Raw genomic sequence first — 18,637 nt, 5'->3', positions numbered from 1 at the left:
CCCCCTGGTGATGATGTCGGCGGAGATAGTGGCCACCATGATCGGCCCCGCCGCTCCGCCGAGTGGGCTCTAACCACCCGCCGACCGTGCCGTAATCACCCGCCGAGCGTCCCGTATTTACCCGCCGAGTGGGCTGTAACAACCCGTCGCGCGTCCCGCTCCTGGCGCCTGACGGCGAAAAGAGGCTGCAGACGGAGTCGGGTGACGGGCAAGTTCTGGTCCCGGCTCGCGTTCGCACGCTCCCGTGTTGTTCGCATCGTGCCGGGGGCGTGCGAACGACACGCAACCGTGCGAACGACACAAGACGACGCGAACGGTCAGTCGGCATGCGAGAGCACCCCGTCCTGACTCACCCCGTCCAAGCATCTTTTTTGCTCGACCTTTCGGCACGTTCGGCGTGTAGTTCGGGCACGCTCGGCGCGTTGTTGCGGCCCGCTCGACGGACGGTTTCGGCACGATCGGCGAGTGATCAGGGCACGATCGGCGGGTGATTTCGGCACAGTCGGTGGATGGTGCGGACGCGGCGGCGTATGGTCGAGTCATGACTACTTCGAACAACAGTTCGACCCCTGATGACAACGCCGAGGTTCTCGGAGCCGACGCCGGGAACACCACCGAGAAGGATCCGTCGGACTGGGTCACCGGTGACGAACCGATGACCGGTGCGCAGCGCAGTTACCTCGACACCCTGGCCCGCGACGCCGGCGAGACCATCTCGGCCGACCTGAACAAGGCGCAGGCCTCCGAGGAGATCGACCGGCTGCAGGGCAAGACCGACCGCGGCTGACTCATCACCGCTTGAAGCGACCGGCGAAGCCGCGCAGCGGCAGATCGGCGCTGGTGAGTATCCCGGGCGGTGCATCGATGACCGCTCGGATCGAGTTCAGTGCCGGTAGTCCGGTGACGGTCATGCCGATCGACGCGAAGTCCTCCGGGTTGTCCAGACGCACGCCGGGTTTCGGGAAGATCATGTGCTTGTTGTAGATGCACGGGTCGCCCTGGATCTGCGTGATGTAGCAGCCCTTGATGTCCCAGCTCGGCTCGGTGTGCGGCGTCATCTGCCATTCGAGGTGCGTCTCGATGCGCGGTATGCCGTCGACCATGCCCTGGTATTTGATGTAGTTGCCGCCCAGTGACCCCTTGGGCATCTGATACCAGCCCAGGTCGACGTCTTTCGTGCACGCGCCGAGTTCGTAGCTGAATGTCACCTCGTCGAGTTCGAGGCCGAAACAGTCGGCCATCAGCAACACGCTGTCGGCGAAGACCCGGGTGTACTTCTCCAGCTTTCCCGGAATGCTCGGGTCGTCGACCGGCAACCCGTAGCCGACCTCGATCCATGTGTCGCGCGAGTGGTGGCACGACACGTCGACCGATTCCAGCGTGATGATGTTCTCGATGTCGGCGACGTCGGCCGAACACACCACTCCCAGAATCTGATTGACCCCCGGGTTCATCCCGGTCCCGTAGAACGTCGACCCACCGCGTTCACACGCCGCCTGCAGTACCTCGGTGACCTTGCGGCCCGACGGGTGCGGGTGGTTCTCATCCCGGTGGTGCCCGGTGATGAAGTCGGCCGTGGTGACGATGTCGATGCCGGCCTCGAGCACCTTCTCGTAGAGATCCTCGTCGGGGAACACCCCGTGGAAGGTCAGCACGTCCGGCTCGGCGGCGATGATCTCCTCGACCGTCCCCGTCGCGACGACCCCGACAGGCCCGATCCCGACGATCTCGCCGGCGTCGCGCCCGACCTTGTCGGCCGTATAGCAATGCAGGCCGATGAGTTCGAGGTCAGCGTGCGCCCCGATCCGCTTGATCATCTCCGACCCGACGTTGCCGGTCGCGACCTGGAAGACCCTGATGGGCGTGGTGGACGTGCTCATGCGAGAGCCTCTCGACGGGCGGCCGCCACGGCCGCGGTCTGATCGAAGTCAGCGGGATAGAACTGCGCCGCCCACGCCCGGATCGCGGTGAAGCCCGTGAATTCCGACGGTGACAGCGCAGGCGGGTCGGAGTAGCGCTGGTGTTTCCAGATGTGGATGTCGTTGCCGAACTGTTCGATGACGCCGGCTGCGTTCTTGAGAGCACGGGTGGTGGGGTGGTCGCTGTCGTCCCCCGGCTTTCGCCCGATCCACACCGTGAACCGCACGTCGGACGTCGTGTCGTCGATCGGGGTGACGCAGGTCTGCGTCCGGTTGTCGATCATTCCCCAGCTCTTGGTGCTGGCCACCCCGATCCCACTGTTGATCGCCTGCACACCACTGTTGATCTCGTCGGCGGGGACATCGTCGAATGCAATGGTGAAGTCGACGTAGGAGACCGGCTGGTCGAAGTCGTGACGGGTGAACTCGGGCACCAGCGGGGTGTTGTGGACGTACGTGAAGTGCGCGACATCGACGCCGTTCTCCATCACGTACTGCGGATGGATCTCGACGGACTGCTCGAACAGGGTGCTGTGACCGAACGCCGGGTAGTAGTCGGCGGCGCTGCGCCCGTCATCGAAGCCCGAGAGCGCCTCGGCCACCGGGAAATACGGTTCACGTCGGTCGGCGTCGTACCAGATGAAGATCGACTCACTGTGCTCGGTGACGGGATAGGTCCGGATGCGCCGGCCACGGTTGGGGTTCTTCTCGTAGGGGATGCACACGTTGCGCCCCTGCTGATTCCACTCCCACCCGTGGAACGGACACCGCAGGATCTCGCCGTCGACGGTGCCGCCGAACCCTAGGTGCGCGCCGAGATGTTCGCAGTAGGCGTCCATGACGGTGACCTGCCCCGAGGCGGATCGCCACGCGATCATCTCGGTCCCGAAGTAAGTCATCCGGTGGACACCGTTCACGCCGATCTCGGCGGACCAGGCCACCTGGAACCAACCGGTGGGTCTCATCGGCAGCGGCGTCCTCGCCATCTCGGCCTCCTTCGCACCCCGGCGCTCGTGCCGGGATCAGAGAACGGTAACCGCGTCCCGACCGGAATGAAAGAGGGTTCTACGAATTGGTCGGGCTCCGCTAGCATCGGCCCATGACCTACGCGGGCGTCACAGGGCGACGCACCAACCGACGCGGTACCGCCACGCGTGAGAGTATGCTCGACGCCGCCGTGGCCTCACTCGCGTCGGGCGACCCGGGATCGGTGTCGGGCAACAGGATCGCCAAGGACATCGGCGCCACCTGGGGGACGATCAAGTATCAGTTCGGCGACATCGACGGGTTCTGGGCGGCGGTGCTGCGCCACACCGCACTGCGGCGCGGCGATCTGCCCGCGAGCGCCCCGGCCGACGCCGATCTCCACACCCGCGTGTCGACCATCGTCGACAACCTCTACGCGGGCCTGTCGGGCACCGACTCGCGCGCCATCGAGACGCTGCGGGCCGCGATGCCCCGCGACCGATCCGAGTTCGAGCGCCGATTCCCGTCCACCGCAGGCGAGTTCGCCTCCTGGCGCCAGGCGTGGCTCGACACCTGCATGCGCGCTTTCGCCGGACTCGACGTCGATCCCGATCGCGTCGCGGAGGTCGCCGCCTTCATCCCTGGCGCCATGCGCGGCATCACCTCGGAGAAGCAACTCGGCACCTACACCGATCTCGACCTCGCCCGGCGAGGCATCACCAACGCGATCGTCGCCTACCTCCGCCCCGACTCAGTGACGGCGTGACAGACGCCGACACCCGACGCCGCGGGTGCGGTCATCGGGTGTCGGGGTGGAACGCGAATCGTCTCAGAGCAGGCCGAGCACCTCGAGGTTGGTGGCGTACTTGACGATGATCTGCGGCGTGATGTGCGGGATGTCCTTGTCGGGACCGATCTTTGCGTCCTGGACCGCCGCACGGAACCGGTCGGTCGGTGCCATCGCCCCGTTCAGCGGAGGCACGGGCTGCTGGTAGTTGTGCAGCAACGGCAGCAGTGACGCGGAGCGCTGCTTGGCCGGCAGCGCACGGACCGCGGTCTCGAACCGGCGGAGCCATGTGTCGTACTCGTCGACCCGCTGGATCGAGTACCCCGCATCGACCAGCCAGTCGACGAACTGGTCCTGACCGATCCCGTCGTCGTACGGGTTCATCACGTGGTACGTCTCGAACCCGTCGAGGAGCTGGACCGACAAGGTCGAAATCGCCTCGGCGATGAAGTCCACCGGCAACCCGTCGTAATGGGCACGCTGGCGATTGCCGTCGGCGTCGAGCTCGTAGAACGACTTCGGGGCGACCCCGGTGGCCACCAGGCTCAGCATCAACCGCGTGAACATGTCCGGCACGTTGAGCTGACCCACGAACTGGGTGTCGGCCAGGATCATGTCGCACCGGAACACCGACACCGGCAGACCGCACAGGTCGTGGGCCTCCCGCAGGAGCACCTCGCCGGCCCACTTGCTGGTGCCGTATCCGTTGGCGTAGGTCTCGTCGACCGCGCGGGTAGCGCTGATCTCGCGGATGTCCGCGCCCTCGACGAACGCCGACGCCGGCTCGATCCCGGCCCCGACACCGATCGTCGAGACGTAGGCGAACTGCTTGAGCTTGCTGGTCAGCGCGATGCGGATCAGTTCGGCCGTACCCAGGGCGTTCGGCCCGAACAGCTGTGCGTAGGGCAGGACGTGGTTGACCAATGCTGCCGGGTCGACGATCAGGTCGACGGTGTCGGCGATGCGCTGCCACGTCTGCGCGTCGAGACCGAGGTCGGCCTCACTCTTGTCGCCCGCGACGACCTGGAGATGGTCGGCGGCCAGTTTCTCGTATCGCGCCTTCAGGGCCGGGTCGCCGCTGTCGAACGTGGCGTCGAGGCGTGCACGCGCTGCCGCATCGTCCTTGGCGCGCACGACGCAGATCAGGGTCCCGTCGACGAGGTCCATCCGCTCGAGCCACTCCAGTGCCAGGAACCGACCGAGGAATCCGGTGGCCCCGGTCAGCAGGACCGTACGCACCTGCTCGCTCGGCTTGGGCAGTGTCGGCGCCGCGGCAATGGTCGCGTCGTCGAGGAACTTGTCGAGGGTCAGATCCCGTGCGTGGACCTCGGTGGCGTCGGCGCCGTGCACCGTGGCGAACGTGGGCCGGGTCGCACCCGAGGTCTTCTCGGTCTCGATGTATTTCGCGATCGCCGCCAGGTCGGCCGCCGGGTTGACGATGACGCCGACCGGGACCTCGATGTCGAAGATCTCGCGCAGGAGGTTGGCGAACGTCACCGCCGACAGCGAGTCACCCCCGAGGTCGGTGAAGTGCGCATCCGGTTGCACGTCGGAAGCCGACGCGCTGAGCAGTGCGGCGGCGGCCCGACTCACGGACTCGAGAACCGGAGCGGTGTCGCCGTCGCGGCGTAACGCGGCCAGTTCGTTGGTCTGACCGTCGGCGAGGTCGGCATAGCGCTGTTCGAGCGCCTCGCCGTACTTCTCCTTCAACCGGGGACGCGCGAGCTTGCGGATACCGGTCAGCAGACCGTTCTCCAGCGTGAAAGGCGTTGTCTCGACGATGAAGTCACGGGGGATCTCGTAGGACTGCAGACCCGCGGCCTTGGCGGCCCGCTGCAACGACTCGCCGAGGATCGGCTTGACCGCGTCGACATCACCGTCGACCTGGGCCAGGGCGTCGTCAGTGGGCACGATGACCGCCAGCAGGAACGCACGCGCGCTGTTGCCGTAGATGTAGATCTGCCCGATGACGGGGCTGTCGGCGAAGACCGCCTCCACCTTCGACACCGTGACGAACTCGCCCTGGGAGAGCTTGAGGACGTTGTTGCGACGATCGAGGTAGACCAGCTGATCGGGACCGGTCTCGGCGACCACGTCGCCGGTGCGGTAGTAACCGTCCTCGTCGAAGACGTCGGCGGTGGCGTCCGGACGGTTGAAGTATCCGGGGAACATGGTGTCGGACTTGACGAGCAACTCGCCGCGCGGGTTCGGACGATCGGTGCGGAAGTATCCGAGATCGGGGACGTCGACGAGCTTGTAGTCGATCACCGGGGGACGGCGGACGGCTCCGTCGATGAACACCATGCCGGCCTCGGTGGATCCGTATCCCTCGACCAGGTGCAGTCCGAGCAGCGATTCGACGAACGCGGTCATCTCGGCCGAGATGGGCGCCGAACCCGTCAGGGCGGCAACGTACCGTCCGCCGAGCAGGTTGTCGCGCAGGTCCGCCGAGACCGCCTCGCTCGCGGTGGCCTCGTCTTCGCCCGCGGTGACGCGGCGGCTCAGGGCGCTCTGGTGTTCGGTGAAGATCATCTCCCAGATCCGGGGGACGAAGCTGAGCAACGTCGGTCGCACCAGCGCGAGGTCCTCGAGGAAGGTCGACAGGTCGCTGGTCGCCGCGAAGTAGGACGTCCCGCCCGACGCGAGCGTCTCGAACAGGATGTGTCGCCCCATGACGTGGCTCATGGGCATGAAGCTCAACGTGATCGACGGACCGGTGGTGCCCTGCGCACCGACCATGTTCGTCGACCGACGCCATGCGTTGGTCACCAGGCTCTCCGGGTACATCGCACCCTTCGGACGGCCGGTGCTGCCCGAGGTGTAGATCAGCAGCGACAGCGGGTCGCCCTCGCCCACAACCGGAACCGGACCGGTCACCTTGGACTCGCCGCGCGCGATCACGTCGGAAAGAGTCTCCACGGTCACCGCGTGGTCGCCGTCGGCGAGACGCCGCTGCGCATCGGCCACCGCATCACGGTGGTCGTCGACCTCGGAGCGCAGATCGAACACGACCACCCGTGCGGGCGCCCCGCTGTTCGCAGTGAGCTCGACCGCGTCACCGAGGTGGTCGACGCTCGCGGCGATCAGGGTGGGTTCGGTCTCGTCGACGATGGGCTGCAGCTGCGTCAGCGGCGCACTGGTCTGCAGGGGCACGCACACCGCGCCCAACAGAACCGTCGCCATGTCGATGACCGCGTAGTCGATGCTGGTGAACCCCAGCACCCCGACGCGATCGCCGGGCGAGACCGCACCGTCGGCGAGTGCTGCGGCGGCCGAGCGCACGCGGGCCCACAGCTCGCTGTAGGTGATGGTCTCGAAGCGTGGCAGCAGCGTGGCGGTGGTCCGACCCGTGGCCGGATCCTCGACGAGGTCCACGGCTCGCGCACCGAGGGCGGGCCGGTCGGCGTAGCCGTCGGCGAGGGTGTCCATGATCTGGGCGAGTCGCAGCGACGGCTCGTTGACCGCCTCGGTCACCGCGTCGTCGGGACGAGCGGCGGCGAACTGCGCGTCGTCACGGACCAGATCGGCAATGCGTCGGGCGAGTTGTTCGTCCTGGGTATCGATCGACATGAGTGGTACTCCTTCGAACTATGGCCGGACGGTGATGACTGAGGCGGACCTCGGAACACCTGTACAGGCGCTTGCATAGCCTAACGATGTAAACGTTAGCAGCGCTTTGCACCCACCGACCACCTCAGTGTGGCGAACCAGACAACGCCGTCGGATTCCGCGACCGGTTCGCCGGATTCGCGTACTCGGTCGACACGATCACCGGCTCACCAACGCTTCCTCAGGTGCAGAGCGTCGTGCGGCGACCGCCTCGGATCGAACGGTTCTCAGTCGATCTCTCTTACGTTCGGACTGAGCCCAACCGGTGCACAGTCGAGGTCGCCGTCGGTATACACATCCCATGACGACCACCCACGCCCCCGCTGCAACCACCCCACGACTGTTGCCCGGCACGCGCGAATTCAGCGAACTCCTCACCCGGATCGGCGCGGGCGCCGGCGACCGAGACCGCAACGACGAGAACCCCTTCGATCAGGTCCGCGCGCTCAAGGAAGCCGGGTTCGGCACGCTGCGTCTGCCCGTGGAGTCGGGCGGCGCAGGGTTCACCGTGCGCCAGTTGTTCTCGACGGTGATCGACGTCGCGCACGCCGACCCGATCGTCGCCCACATCTTCCGCACCCACTTCTGGTTCACCGAGGAGCGCCTGCGCACGTCGTCCGACCCCTATTCGCGCCGATGGCTCGACGAGGTCGCGGCGGGGAAGATCGTCGGCAACGCGTTCAGCGAGAAGGGCGCGGTGGCGGTGGGCAGCCCGAACTTCGCCACCCGCCTGACCACCGGCGACGGCGAATATCGTCTCACCGGGGAGAAGTTCTACAGCACGGGAACGCTTTTCGCCGACTACCTGACCGTCGCGACGTCCACCGACCGGGGGTCCGTCGCCACCGTGGTGGTACCGACGGACCGCGCCGGTGTGGAGATCATCGACGACTGGGACGGCTTCGGCCAGCGACGGACCGGGACGGGTACGACGAATTTCACCGACGTCGTCGTCCGGCCCGAGGAGATCCTGTCCGAGGCCACCGCCGACGACGAGGCCATCCCGACCGTCCAGTTCGCGTCGCTGCAGCTCTACATCCATGCCGTGGTGGCCGGGATCCTCGCGGCCGTGGTCGACGACGGAGTAGCACTATTACGTTCTCGTACACGCACATTCGCCCATGCCAGTGCCGAGAACGCGACCGACGACCCACTGCTGCAGCGCGCGCTCGGCGAACTCGCCGGCACCGCGAACGCCGTGCGGGCCGTGGTGCTCGATGCCGCCGACGCCCTCGATGCGGCCACCGCATCCGAGCGCGACGGGGTCCCCGACGCCGATCTGGCACACGAGGCGCAGCTCAAGGCGACGAAGGTCAAGGTGTTCGTCGACGCGGTGGCGCCGAAGGCGGCGACCGATCTGCTCGAGCTCGGGGGCGCGAGTGCCTCGAGCAGGCAGCGCAACCTCGATCGACACTGGCGCAACATTCGGACCATCACGCTGCACAACCCGGTGGCGTACAAGGCCCGGGTGATCGGTGAGAACCTGCTGCACGGGACGCCGGTCCCTGCGAACCCCTACTTCTGACCACCGATCACGCACCGACCCATCACCACTCGGCCGGCCGATCATCGAGGTGGCCCCGAAACGAATCGACCGGTCTCCCCGCAGGGAGACCGGTCGATTGCTGCGTTCGCGCTAGCTCGAGCCGAACAGTCCTCCGACCAACCCCAACAGCAGGTTGTCGACACCGACGCCGTTCAGCAGTCCACCGAGCAGAGATCCAAGAGCCCCGAGCAACATGAGATTCCTTTCGCAACACGCGCATCGAACGGCCCCGACGACCGCCCGTCGAAATGTCAGATACAGAATTGGAACATCAAGATATTAACGTGACGGCGCTCGACAACTCCCCTTTTCACCCAATTCCGTCCCGATGCGGTGATCGCACGGTCAGGCCGGGTACCGAAGCTCACAGCAACGACGTCCCGTCACGGTGCTCGGACACGCCATCGCGCACAATGTGCGCATGCGCGTCGGCAACCACCTCACCAGGTCGTCATGATGCGACGACCCTTCCTGGCCGCCGTCGCGACAACAATCGTCATCGTGATGTCGGCACTGGTCGCGACGCTCGTGCCGTGGTCGGTTCTGACCGGCTCCACGACCGAGAAGACGGCAGTCCCAGGGACGCCGAAAGATGACCGAGCGCCGATCGAGAGGGCACCGCGGTACGTCGCGCTCGGGAGTTCCTATGCCTCCGGCCCTGATTCCAGCGGCGTCATCAACACACGGTGTCTGCGAACCGGCGACGACTACCCCCACCAGGTGGCCGCCGCTCTACGTCTCGACCTGACCGACGTCTCGTGTTCCGGATCGACAATTCCCGACATCCTGCACCGAGCCCAACCGCACCGGGCCGACGCGCCCCAGATAGATGCCGTCACCGCCGACACCGACCTGGTGACCGTCACCACCGGCGGCAACGACGTCGGGTACATCGGCCGACTGACGTCGATCAGCTGCACGAACCAACTGACGCGCGCCACGATGCGGGGCGTCGGAGTCCACTGCAGAGACGAGCCGCCGCGCAACCCGCCCACCGCATCGGACTTCGCGCGTCTGGAACGCGAGATGATCGCGATCGTCGAGGCAGTTCGCCTACGCGCCCCGAAAGCCGTGGTGGTGATCGTCAACTACCCCCCGGTGCTCGATCCCCGAGGAACCACCTGCGCGTCGGTCCCGCTGACCCCCGCCGAGGCCGCCACCACCGTCGCCACCTTCGACGGGCTGCGCAGGGCCACCGACGCAGCGGCCCGGGCCACCGCGTCGATCCTGGTCGACGCCGCGTCTCCGGGGGCCGACCACACGGCGTGCTCGGCGTCGCCGTGGGTCTACGGTTACCGCCTGCCGGCGCCGTACCACCCCAACGCCGATGGCCGACGGGCGATGGCGCGTCTGACGACTGATGCCATCGCGGCATCCGGTTTCAGTGCACCCACCACCCCGCGCTGAGGTCACAGCCCCCTGACGACATCGGACCGTGCGGCGTAGCGTGGAACAATGAAGCCCGAAATTGACAGCGCGCGGACACATTTCGACGTGATCGTGGTGGGTGGGGGTAACGCGGGTATCGGCGCGGCGGCGCATCTGCGGCGTCAAGGCGTCACCGACGTCGCCGTGATCGAGCCCCAGTTGGTGCACACCTACCGTCCGATGCTGTCCTACGTCGGTTCCGGTCAGGCGCCCCTCGCGCACGCAGAACGAACGCAACGCTCGGTCACGCCGAAGGGGTGCTCCTGGTTGCGCGACTCGGTGGTCGCGGTCGACCCCGACTCCAAGCAGGTGCACTGCGCCTCCGGCCGTGTCCACGGCTACAACGACCTGATCCTGGCGACCGGCCTCGTACCCGACCACGACGACCTGCCCGGCATCGACGAGGCACTCTCCTCCCCCGACGTCGCGAGCAACTACCTCGACGCCGCGGAGAAGACCTGGAAACTGGTGCAGGACACCCCGCGTGGCGGGCACGCCGTGTTCACCGTCCCGCGACCGCCGGTGAGCTGCACCGGTACGACCATCAAGCCCCTGTTCCTCGCGGCCGGGCAGTGGAAACGCGAGCGTCGACTGTCGGGCATCACGATGACCCTCGTCGTCGACCGCACCGACCTCACCGGTATCCCCCGGCTCGACTCCGCGCTGCACTCCCAACTCGACGACCTGAACGTGCGGGTACTGCACGGGACCGCGGTGACGAGCGTCGACACCGCGAAGCAGGCCATCGATGTCTCCGGTCCGGACGGGGCGCGCGAGTCCATCGCCTACGACATGCTCCACCTGGTGCCACCGTTCCGGGGACCGGAGTGGGTGACCACGTCCGGGCTTGCGGGCGCGTCTCCGCACGGTCTGGCCGACATCGATTCCACGACGTTCCGCCACCGAACACACCCGACCGTGTGGGCCATCGGTGACGGCGCCGCGGTCGACACCGATCCGTCGGGCGGCGCTCTGCGGATGCAGGCGAAGATCGTCGCGAAGAACCTCGTCGCGCAGCGCACGGGCGGATCGATGACCACCTACGACGGTTACACCGTGTCCCCGATCGCCACCGCCGCACATCAGCTGATCGCGGCCGAGTTCGATCGCTCGAAGAAGGTGTCGTCGTCGCTGCCGACGTTCTTCGACCCGGTGCGACCGCGGCGTCGGGCCTGGGTCTTCGACCGTTACGGTTTGCCCGTCCTCTACTGGAACCTGATCCTCAAGGGACTCATCTGACGCTCGGCGCGGACGCGGGCTCGAGACCGGCGCGGGCAGCGGGCGGGAGACTCTCGTCGGAAGCCGTCGGCCACGCGAGCGGGTCGGGTCCGAGCCGGTCGAGCTGCTCGATCTGGTCGCGGCACCACGGTGAGATCGGTCGATCGCCGCCGAGCACGTCGCGGACGAAGTCGCTCCACGCGACCCACTCGAAGTCGGCGACCTCGCCGGGATCGGGAGTGGGCGCGGGCCCGTCGTAGCGGACCGCGTAGACCGGGCAGATCTCGTTCTCGATTAGACCGTTGTCCATCACCGCGCGATAGCGGAACCGCGGGAGGAGCAGCTGAACCGTTCCGCCCGTGATCCCCAGCTCCGTCGAGAGTCGACGCAGGATGGCCTGGTCCATCGGCTCGTCGGGAGCGGGATGGCCGCAGCAACTGTTGGTCCAGGTTCCCGGCCAGGTCACCTTCTCGTATGCGCGTTGCGTGACGAGGACGCGCGCGTCGGAATCGAACACGTAACTCGAGAAGGCGAGGTGTAAGGGGGTCTCGCGCGTGTGGACCTTGTATTTCGGGTGGACGCCGATCCGATTACCGGCGTCGTCGAGGAGCACTACGTTTTCCATCAGCATCCCACCAACGATCGACTGCACTGTGCGGGCGCCTTCTGCACCAGGTCCGACGCTAGTCGTTCCCGGTGGATCGCCGCCTGCATCGACCTCGATCGGGTCTCGTACGACGGTCCGGGTAGTCCGATCGGTGGACAGCGCCGGAGCCGTTAGCTGTGGTCACATGTCTCGTCGATGCACCCGCCCGGGGCCTCGAGACGACATATGGAGGGTTTTCGACGTGCCGTATCTGGGTCTGATCATCCTGGTGCTGATGATCGCTGCCCTCGTGGACATCATCAGCAGCGACGAGGTCTCGGTTCGCGGCCTACCGCGGTGGGGTTGGCTCCTCCTGGTCGTGATCCTTCCTCTGGCGGGATCGGTCGTGTGGTTCTTCGCCGGACGCCCGCTCGCAGGCGGGTCGGCACATCGGCCCGGACAGGCAGCCGCACTCGGCTACCCCGAGTACGACCAACCAGGACGGTTCATCCCGCAGGATCCCGAGGCCGACGCCGCGTTTCTCAAGCAGGTCCGCGAGCGGGCCGAACAGCAGCGCCGCATGGGCGAGGTCGAGCGCCGTCGGCGCGAACAGGGACAGTGACCCGCCGCTTCACGCACATCTTCTGACGGGGACCCCCGTACCTCGCGCGCCGCACACCCGCCGCGCTCGCACTGTTCATCCCGCCTGGTGAACAACCGTGCGACCATCGCTCCGAGCGACCTCGTATCCGACGTGATTAAGGTTGGAGCGGACGCAGGCAGACGACGACGTCGACACAACGTACAACTACAGGCGAAGGCGAGAAATGAACGCGAAGCAGCCGACCATCATCTACACCCTGACCGACGAGGCGCCGATGCTGGCGACACACGCGTTCTTGCCCGTTGTTCGCGCTTTCGCCGACGCGGCCGACATCAAGGTCGAGTCCAGTGACATCTCCGTCGCCAACCGCATCCTCGCGGAGTTCCCCGACTACCTGCCCGAGGACAAGCAGGTCCCGGACAACCTCGCCGAGCTGGGCAAGCTGACGCAGCTGCCCGAGACCAACATCATCAAGCTCCCGAACATCAGCGCGTCGGTCCCTCAGCTCCTGGCGGCCATCAAGGAGCTGCAGGAGAAGGGCTACGAGATCCCCGACTTCCCGGGGAACCCGAAGACCGACGAGGAGAAGGAGATCCGCGACCGGTACACGAAGTGCCTCGGTAGCGCGGTCAACCCCGTTCTCCGCGAGGGCAACTCCGATCGCCGCGCACCGAAGGCGGTCAAGGAGTACGCCCGCAAGCACCCGCACAGCATGGGTAAGTGGTCGATGGCGTCGCGCACCCACGTCGCCCACATGACCACCGGCGACTTCTACCACGGCGAGAAGTCGATGACCGTGGACGGCGACCGCGAGGTACGCATGGAGCTCGTCACCACCGACGGCGAGACCCACGTCCTCAAGCCGAAGGTGTCGCTGGGTGACGGCGACGTCATCGACAGCATGTTCATGTCCAAGAAGGCGCTCATCGAGTTCTACGAGGAGCAGATGCAGGACGCCTACGAGACCGGCGTGATGTTCTCGCTCCACGTGAAGGCGACGATGATGCGGGTGTCGCATCCCATCGTGTTCGGACACGCGGTGCGCGTGTTCTACAAGGAGGCGTTCGCCAAGCACGGCGAGCTGTTCGACGAGCTCGGCGTCAACGTCAACAACGGCCTCTCGGATCTCTACAGCAAGATCGACTCGCTGCCGGCGACCAAGCGCGAAGAGATCATCGACGACCTGCACAAGTGCCACGAGCACCGCCCGGAGTTGGCGATGGTCGACTCCGCACGCGGCATCACCAACTTCCACTCCCCCAGCGACGTCATCGTCGACGCGTCGATGCCGGCGATGATCCGCTCCGGCGGCAAGATGTACGGCGCCGACGGTCGCCAGAAGGACACCAAGGCCGTCAACCCGGAGTCGACCTTCTCCCGCATCTATCAGGAGATGGTGAACTTCTGTAAGACCAACGGTCAGTTCGATCCGACCACCATGGGCACCGTCCCCAACGTCGGTCTGATGGCGCAGAAGGCCGAGGAGTACGGCTCGCACGACAAGACCTTCGAGGTACCGCAGGCCGGCGTGGCCAACATCGTCGACAACGCCACCGACGAGGTGCTGCTGACCCAGGACGTCGAAGAGGGCGACATCTGGCGCCTGTGCATCGTGAAGGACGCCCCCATCCGCGACTGGGTTGCGCTCGCCGTCCGACGTGCGCGCGAATCGGGCATGCCGGTGGTCTTCTGGCTCGATCCGTACCGTCCGCACGAGAACGAGCTGATCGCCAAGGTGCGCACGTACCTCGCCGACCACGACACCGACGGTCTCGACATCCAGATCATGTCGCAGGTCAGGGCCATCCGGTACACGATGGAACGCCTGATCCGCGGCCTGGACACGATCTCGGCGACCGGAAACATCCTGCGCGACTACCTCACCGACCTGTTCCCGATCCTGGAGCTGGGCACCAGCGCCAAGATGCTGTCGATCGTGCCCCTGATGGCCGGCGGCGGTCTGTACGAGACCGGTGCGGGCGGGTCGGCCCCCAAGCACGTCAAGCAGCTGCTCGAGGAGAACCACCTGCGGTGGGATTCACTCGGCGAGTACCTGGCCCTGGCCGTCAGCCTCGAGGACCTGGGCACCAAGACCGGCGACGCCAAGGCGACCATCCTCGCCAAGGCGCTCGACTCCGCGACCGGCAAGCTGCTGGAGAACAGCAAGGGCCCGTCTCGCTCCACCGGCGAACTCGACAACCGCGGCAGCCAGTACTACCTGGCTCTGTACTGGGCGCAGGAGCTCGCCGAGCAGACCGAGGACAAGGGCCTCGCCGAGCACTTCGCCGCGTTGGCGCAGCAGTTGGCCGAGAACGAGGACGTGATCGTCAAGGAGTTCAACGACGCCCAGGGGCAGGCCGTCGACATCGGCGGGTACTACTACCCCGACCAGGAGAAGGCCACCTCGGTCATGCGACCCAGTGAGACCTTCAACGAGGCCCTGCTGTCGGCCCGGAAGTAGGTCACGTCGGGCGGAGCACGACCACGGTCGCGAAACCGGTATCACTCGCACCGTGCAGGCGCGCTCCGCCGGCGACCACCTGCTGCAGGTAGTCCACGGCGGCGGCGGTGATCTCCTCGCCGGGCAGCAGGGTCGGGACCCCGGGTGGGTACGCCGCGATGGCCTCGCAGGAGATCCGCCCGATGGCGTCGGAGATGGTCACGCGCTCCGACGCCCCCAGGAACGCCGCGCGTGGTGACACCGACACCCCGTGTCCGAAGATCCCCGTACCGGCGGACAACGGCTCGGTGGTGACGCCCGGACGAGCCAGCCGGGTGACCGCCTCCTCGATGTCGCCGGCCAGTCGACGCAGTGCCGGCGCCGACTCCCCGAGACCGACGACGAGCACGATGGTGGCCTGCATCGGCAACTCGACGTGGACGTCGTAACTGCGTCGCAGTTCGTCGGCGATCTCGTAACCGGTGCATCCCGTTCCGCGGACATCGAGCACGATGCGCAGCGGATCGTATCCGTGGACGCCCATCCGTCCGACGAGTCGTTGGTCCACGAGATCGACACCCGGGATGGTGCGGAGCTTCACGTGGGCGAGTTCGATTGCCTCGAGGGTCTCGTGCAGCAACTGTTCCCCGTGCATCGACAGCTGTCGGCGGGCGCTGTCGAGAGACGCGATCAACAACGACGACGGGCTCGTGCTGCGCAGGAGCCTCAGCACGCGCGCCACAGCGTCGGCGTCGACCCGACCGGTGGCCCCGATGTGCAGCATTGCGCTCTGGGTGAGCGAACCGGCGATCTTGTGGGTGCTGGTGAGCATGGCGTCGGCGCCCGAGGCCAGCGCGGTGGCCGGCAGCGCCGGATGGAAGCCGAAATGTGGGCCCCACGACTGATCGACCACCAGCGGGATGTCGCGGTCGTGGGCGACCTCGGCCAACGCGGCGATGTCGGCGGTCATCCCGAAGTAGGTCGGCGACACCACGAACACCGCTCGCGCGTCCGGGTCCGCGTTCAGCGCCGCCTCCAGGGACTCGGGGGTCACGCAGTGGGCGATGCCGAGATCCTCGTCGTACTCGGGCGCGACGAAGGTGGGGATGCCACCCGAGAGAACCAGGCCGTCGACGATGGAGCCGTGCGAATTGCGCTGCGCGACAATGTGCACGTCGGGCCCGGCGAGCGCGAGACACAGAGCGTGGTTTCCCTGGGTCGCCCCGTTGGTCAGGAAGAACGACCGGTCCGCGCCGAACGCATCAGCGGCGAGGGTCTCCGCCCGTTCGTACGCCGACGGCGACTGCCCGATGTCGATGCCGTGGATGTCCTGCGGTACGTCCGCCGCCAGGGCGTCGATCCCGATCGCCTTGCGCAGCGCCGGGTCTGCTCCGGGTCCGCCCTTGTGTCCGGGGACGTGGTAGCGCGCCGGCCCGCGGAAGGCGTAGGCGACCACGGCGTCGAGATAGGGCGAACTGTGCTGCGGCTCGGGAACCATGACGGAATGGTATCCACGCGCGTCGTCGCTATGACATCTCTCGCGCCTCGAACGCTGGACAGACGACCGTTTTCGTGTGCAACAGGACCTGATCAGCCATCCGCGACACGGGAGGGCCAACCGGCCCGCCATGCTGTCGCGGTCGGCGAATTCGCTTTTTGTGTTGTCACGCAACATTTCTCGACTTTCCACGTCGGACAGCGCGCACCGAGGACGACACCGCGAGACCACAGAGTCGGCGCGTTTGCAACCCGGTGACCAGCGCGGACCCGACGACGGCGCCAGTTTGTTGCCGGTGCCGAAGTCGATCTACCGTTGCGAGCGAGGCAGTCCGCTTCGAGTGAATCGACACCACGATGGAGGAACGCGTGAGTGACGCGACCGAGGCACACCAGCACGCACCCGACGAGGCGGCGAGCCCGTCCAACTACGCACGCCGATGGTTGGTGCTCTCGATCATCGCGATCACCCAGCTGATGATCGTGTTGGACGCGACCATCGTGAACATCGCACTACCGCAGGCGCAGGCCGATCTGCAGATCAGTGACGGCGCCCGCACCTGGGTGGTGACCGCCTACGCGCTGGCGTTCGGCGCGCTGCTGCTCCTGGGTGGTCGCATCTCCGATTACTGGGGCCGCAAGCGTTCGTTCGTCGTGGGCATGGCCGGGTTCGCGATCGCCTCGGCCATCGGTGGTCTCGCGCAGGCACCGTGGCAGCTGTTCCTCGCCCGCGGCGGCCAGGGCGTCTTCGCCGCGCTGCTCGCCCCCGCCGCGCTGGCCATCCTCACCGTGACGTTCACCGACCCCAAGGAGCGTTCCACCGCATTCGGCGTCTTCGGCGCGATCGCCGGTGGTGGCGCCGCGGTGGGCCTGCTGCTCGGCGGGGTCCTCACCGAGTACGCCAACTGGCGCTGGTGCCTGCTGGTCAACGTCCCGGTGGTCGCGGTGGCGATCATCGCGGCCCTGCTGGTCGTCAAGGAGAGCAAGGCGCACGGCGACACCCGATACGACCTGCCCGGCGCCATACTCGTGGCGCTCGGACTGGGTTCACTCGTCTACGGGTTCACCAAGGCCGAGGACGGATGGGGCCAGGCGTCGACGGTGTCGTTCATCGTCGCCGGCGTCGTGCTGTTGATCGTGTTCGGGTTCGTCGAGTCGCGTTCCGCCAATCCCCTCCTCCCGCTGCGCATCCTGTTCCATCGTGACCGTGGCCCGGCCTTCTTCGGTTCCGCGGTCGCGGGCACGGTTCTGGTGGGGGCGACGCTGTTCCTGACCTTCTACTTCCAGATCGTGCTCGAGATGAGCCCGGTCATCTCCGGTGTCGCATCGTTGCCCATCACCGGCGGCATCCTGATCACGGCCGGTGTCGCCTCGGCGCTCGCGCCCCGGATCGGCCCCAAGCCCCTGATGGCCACCGGCCCGATCATCTCCGTCATCGGCCTGGTGTTGCTCACCCAGATCGGCGTGGACACGTCCTACTGGTCGCACGTCCTGCCCGGACTGATCTTGCTCGGTCTCGGACTCGGCCTGCTGATCATCCCGCAGCAGAACGTGGCGCTGATCGGCGTGCCCGACCACGACGCCGGTGCGGCCAGCGCTCTGATCAATGCGTCCCTGCAGATCGGCGGGGCGCTCGGTGCGGCTGTGTTCACCACGGTCTACGCGTCGGGGAAGTCGTCGTACCTGGAGGACAACCCGGTGCGGTCGATGTTCACCGCATTCTCGGCCGAGGTCTCCGGCTACACCAACGTCTTCGCTCTCGCTGCGGTCTTCGTCGCCCTGGTCACGCCCGTCGTGTTCTTCCTGGTGCGGGCCAAGAAGGACGATCTGCCCACCGACGCCGCGGTACCGGTCGGCTGAGATCGTCGTCGTCGGTGAGGGGTTCCGGGTCGGTGCCGAAGGTGTCGGAGCCGGCGACGACGGTGTAGACCTCCCACTTCCGGAGCACTGGGATTCCGGGGCGGTCGACCGGGGTGTCAGTTGTTGTCGAGTGCGGCGATGGCGTTGCCGAGGAGCTCCGAGGCCCGGGCCGCGACT

Annotated in this window: 13 protein-coding genes; 8 read left to right on the top strand and 5 right to left on the bottom strand. The window is 66.9% G+C overall.

Annotated elements, in window-relative coordinates:
* The first annotated feature begins 541 nt into the window (after positions 1 to 541).
* Positions 542 to 787 carry a DUF3072 domain-containing protein gene (locus JHC79_RS11955; protein ID WP_296390977.1) on the top strand — a complete coding sequence of 82 codons (246 nt, stop codon included), beginning with the start codon at positions 542 to 544 and terminating at the stop codon, positions 785 to 787.
* 4 nt (positions 788 to 791) lie between these two features.
* Here JHC79_RS11955 and JHC79_RS11950 read toward each other — a convergent pair whose 3' ends face one another.
* Positions 792 to 1,880, bottom strand: coding sequence for a dihydrodipicolinate reductase (locus JHC79_RS11950; protein WP_296390975.1), 1,089 nt, complete (start codon positions 1,878 to 1,880; stop codon positions 792 to 794).
* Positions 1,877 to 2,905, bottom strand: a complete 1,029-nt coding sequence (locus tag JHC79_RS11945; protein WP_296390973.1) for a Rieske 2Fe-2S domain-containing protein — start codon at positions 2,903 to 2,905, stop codon at positions 1,877 to 1,879. Before JHC79_RS11945 ends, JHC79_RS11950 begins: the two co-directional genes overlap by 4 nt.
* A gap of 113 nt (positions 2,906 to 3,018) precedes the next feature.
* Between JHC79_RS11945 and JHC79_RS11940 the strand changes: the two genes are divergently transcribed.
* Complete coding sequence (locus JHC79_RS11940; protein ID WP_296390970.1) at positions 3,019 to 3,651, top strand: TetR/AcrR family transcriptional regulator; 633 nt, start codon at positions 3,019 to 3,021, stop codon at positions 3,649 to 3,651.
* Positions 3,652 to 3,714: 63 nt separating this feature from the next.
* On the opposite strand, the gene car is transcribed toward JHC79_RS11940, so the two are convergent.
* Positions 3,715 to 7,242, bottom strand: a complete 3,528-nt coding sequence (car, locus tag JHC79_RS11935) for a carboxylic acid reductase (RefSeq protein ID WP_296390968.1) — start codon at positions 7,240 to 7,242, stop codon at positions 3,715 to 3,717.
* A 340-nt stretch (positions 7,243 to 7,582) separates the two neighbouring features.
* Between car and JHC79_RS11930 the strand changes: the two genes are divergently transcribed.
* The 3 genes from JHC79_RS11930 (at position 7,583) to JHC79_RS11920 (ending at position 11,494) form a co-directional block, all read left to right on the top strand.
* Positions 7,583 to 8,806 carry an acyl-CoA dehydrogenase family protein gene (locus JHC79_RS11930; RefSeq protein ID WP_296390966.1) on the top strand — a complete coding sequence of 408 codons (1,224 nt, stop codon included), beginning with the start codon at positions 7,583 to 7,585 and terminating at the stop codon, positions 8,804 to 8,806.
* Between the two features lie 474 nt (positions 8,807 to 9,280).
* Complete coding sequence (locus JHC79_RS11925) at positions 9,281 to 10,234, top strand: SGNH/GDSL hydrolase family protein (protein ID WP_296390964.1); 954 nt, start codon at positions 9,281 to 9,283, stop codon at positions 10,232 to 10,234.
* A gap of 48 nt (positions 10,235 to 10,282) precedes the next feature.
* Positions 10,283 to 11,494 carry an FAD-dependent oxidoreductase gene (locus JHC79_RS11920; protein WP_296390961.1) on the top strand — a complete coding sequence of 404 codons (1,212 nt, stop codon included), beginning with the start codon at positions 10,283 to 10,285 and terminating at the stop codon, positions 11,492 to 11,494.
* Here JHC79_RS11920 and idi read toward each other — a convergent pair.
* Positions 11,487 to 12,098 carry an isopentenyl-diphosphate Delta-isomerase gene (gene idi / locus JHC79_RS11915; protein ID WP_296391018.1) on the bottom strand — a complete coding sequence of 204 codons (612 nt, stop codon included), beginning with the start codon at positions 12,096 to 12,098 and terminating at the stop codon, positions 11,487 to 11,489. The two genes, JHC79_RS11920 and idi, sit on opposite strands and share 8 nt — an antisense overlap.
* Positions 12,099 to 12,321: 223 nt before the next feature.
* Between idi and JHC79_RS11910 the strand changes: the two genes are divergently transcribed.
* A complete protein-coding gene (locus JHC79_RS11910; RefSeq protein WP_296390958.1) occupies positions 12,322 to 12,681 on the top strand; it encodes a PLD nuclease N-terminal domain-containing protein in 360 nt (119 codons plus the stop codon).
* A gap of 205 nt (positions 12,682 to 12,886) precedes the next feature.
* A complete protein-coding gene (locus tag JHC79_RS11905; RefSeq protein ID WP_296390956.1) occupies positions 12,887 to 15,124 on the top strand; it encodes an NADP-dependent isocitrate dehydrogenase in 2,238 nt (745 codons plus the stop codon).
* Between the two features lies 1 nt (position 15,125).
* Here JHC79_RS11905 and JHC79_RS11900 read toward each other — a convergent pair whose 3' ends face one another.
* Positions 15,126 to 16,601: a hypothetical protein gene (locus JHC79_RS11900; RefSeq protein WP_296390954.1), complete on the bottom strand. Its 1,476-nt coding sequence runs from the start codon at positions 16,599 to 16,601 to the stop codon at positions 15,126 to 15,128.
* 368 nt (positions 16,602 to 16,969) lie between these two features.
* Here JHC79_RS11900 and JHC79_RS11895 point away from each other — a divergent pair, with 368 nt between their 5' ends.
* Positions 16,970 to 18,460, top strand: coding sequence for an MFS transporter (locus JHC79_RS11895; RefSeq protein ID WP_296390948.1), 1,491 nt, complete (start codon positions 16,970 to 16,972; stop codon positions 18,458 to 18,460).
* Positions 18,461 to 18,637 lie beyond the last annotated feature (177 nt).

The sequence above is a fragment of the Williamsia sp. genome, assembly GCF_016462415.1.
In the GTDB taxonomy this organism is placed as follows: domain Bacteria; phylum Actinomycetota; class Actinomycetes; order Mycobacteriales; family Mycobacteriaceae; genus Williamsia_A.
The sequence above is the reverse complement of the archived record's forward strand: the minus strand, read 5'-3'. Positions and strand labels throughout refer to the sequence as shown.

What these genes read in the sequence shown, in the direction of transcription:
- JHC79_RS11945 (WP_296390973.1), bottom strand. Translation starts at nt 2,905, where the DNA reads ATGGCGAGGACGCCGCTGCCGATGAGACCCACCGGTTGGTTCCAGGTG.
- car (WP_296390968.1), bottom strand. Translation starts at nt 7,242, where the DNA reads ATGTCGATCGATACCCAGGACGAACAACTCGCCCGACGCATTGCCGAT.
- JHC79_RS11920 (WP_296390961.1), top strand. Translation starts at nt 10,283, where the DNA reads ATGAAGCCCGAAATTGACAGCGCGCGGACACATTTCGACGTGATCGTG.
- JHC79_RS11950 (WP_296390975.1), bottom strand. Translation starts at nt 1,880, where the DNA reads ATGAGCACGTCCACCACGCCCATCAGGGTCTTCCAGGTCGCGACCGGC.
- JHC79_RS11930 (WP_296390966.1), top strand. Translation starts at nt 7,583, where the DNA reads ATGACGACCACCCACGCCCCCGCTGCAACCACCCCACGACTGTTGCCC.
- JHC79_RS11900 (WP_296390954.1), bottom strand. Translation starts at nt 16,601, where the DNA reads ATGGTTCCCGAGCCGCAGCACAGTTCGCCCTATCTCGACGCCGTGGTC.
- JHC79_RS11955 (WP_296390977.1), top strand. Translation starts at nt 542, where the DNA reads ATGACTACTTCGAACAACAGTTCGACCCCTGATGACAACGCCGAGGTT.
- JHC79_RS11905 (WP_296390956.1), top strand. Translation starts at nt 12,887, where the DNA reads ATGAACGCGAAGCAGCCGACCATCATCTACACCCTGACCGACGAGGCG.
- idi (WP_296391018.1), bottom strand. Translation starts at nt 12,098, where the DNA reads ATGGAAAACGTAGTGCTCCTCGACGACGCCGGTAATCGGATCGGCGTC.
- JHC79_RS11925 (WP_296390964.1), top strand. Translation starts at nt 9,281, where the DNA reads ATGATGCGACGACCCTTCCTGGCCGCCGTCGCGACAACAATCGTCATC.
- JHC79_RS11940 (WP_296390970.1), top strand. Translation starts at nt 3,019, where the DNA reads ATGACCTACGCGGGCGTCACAGGGCGACGCACCAACCGACGCGGTACC.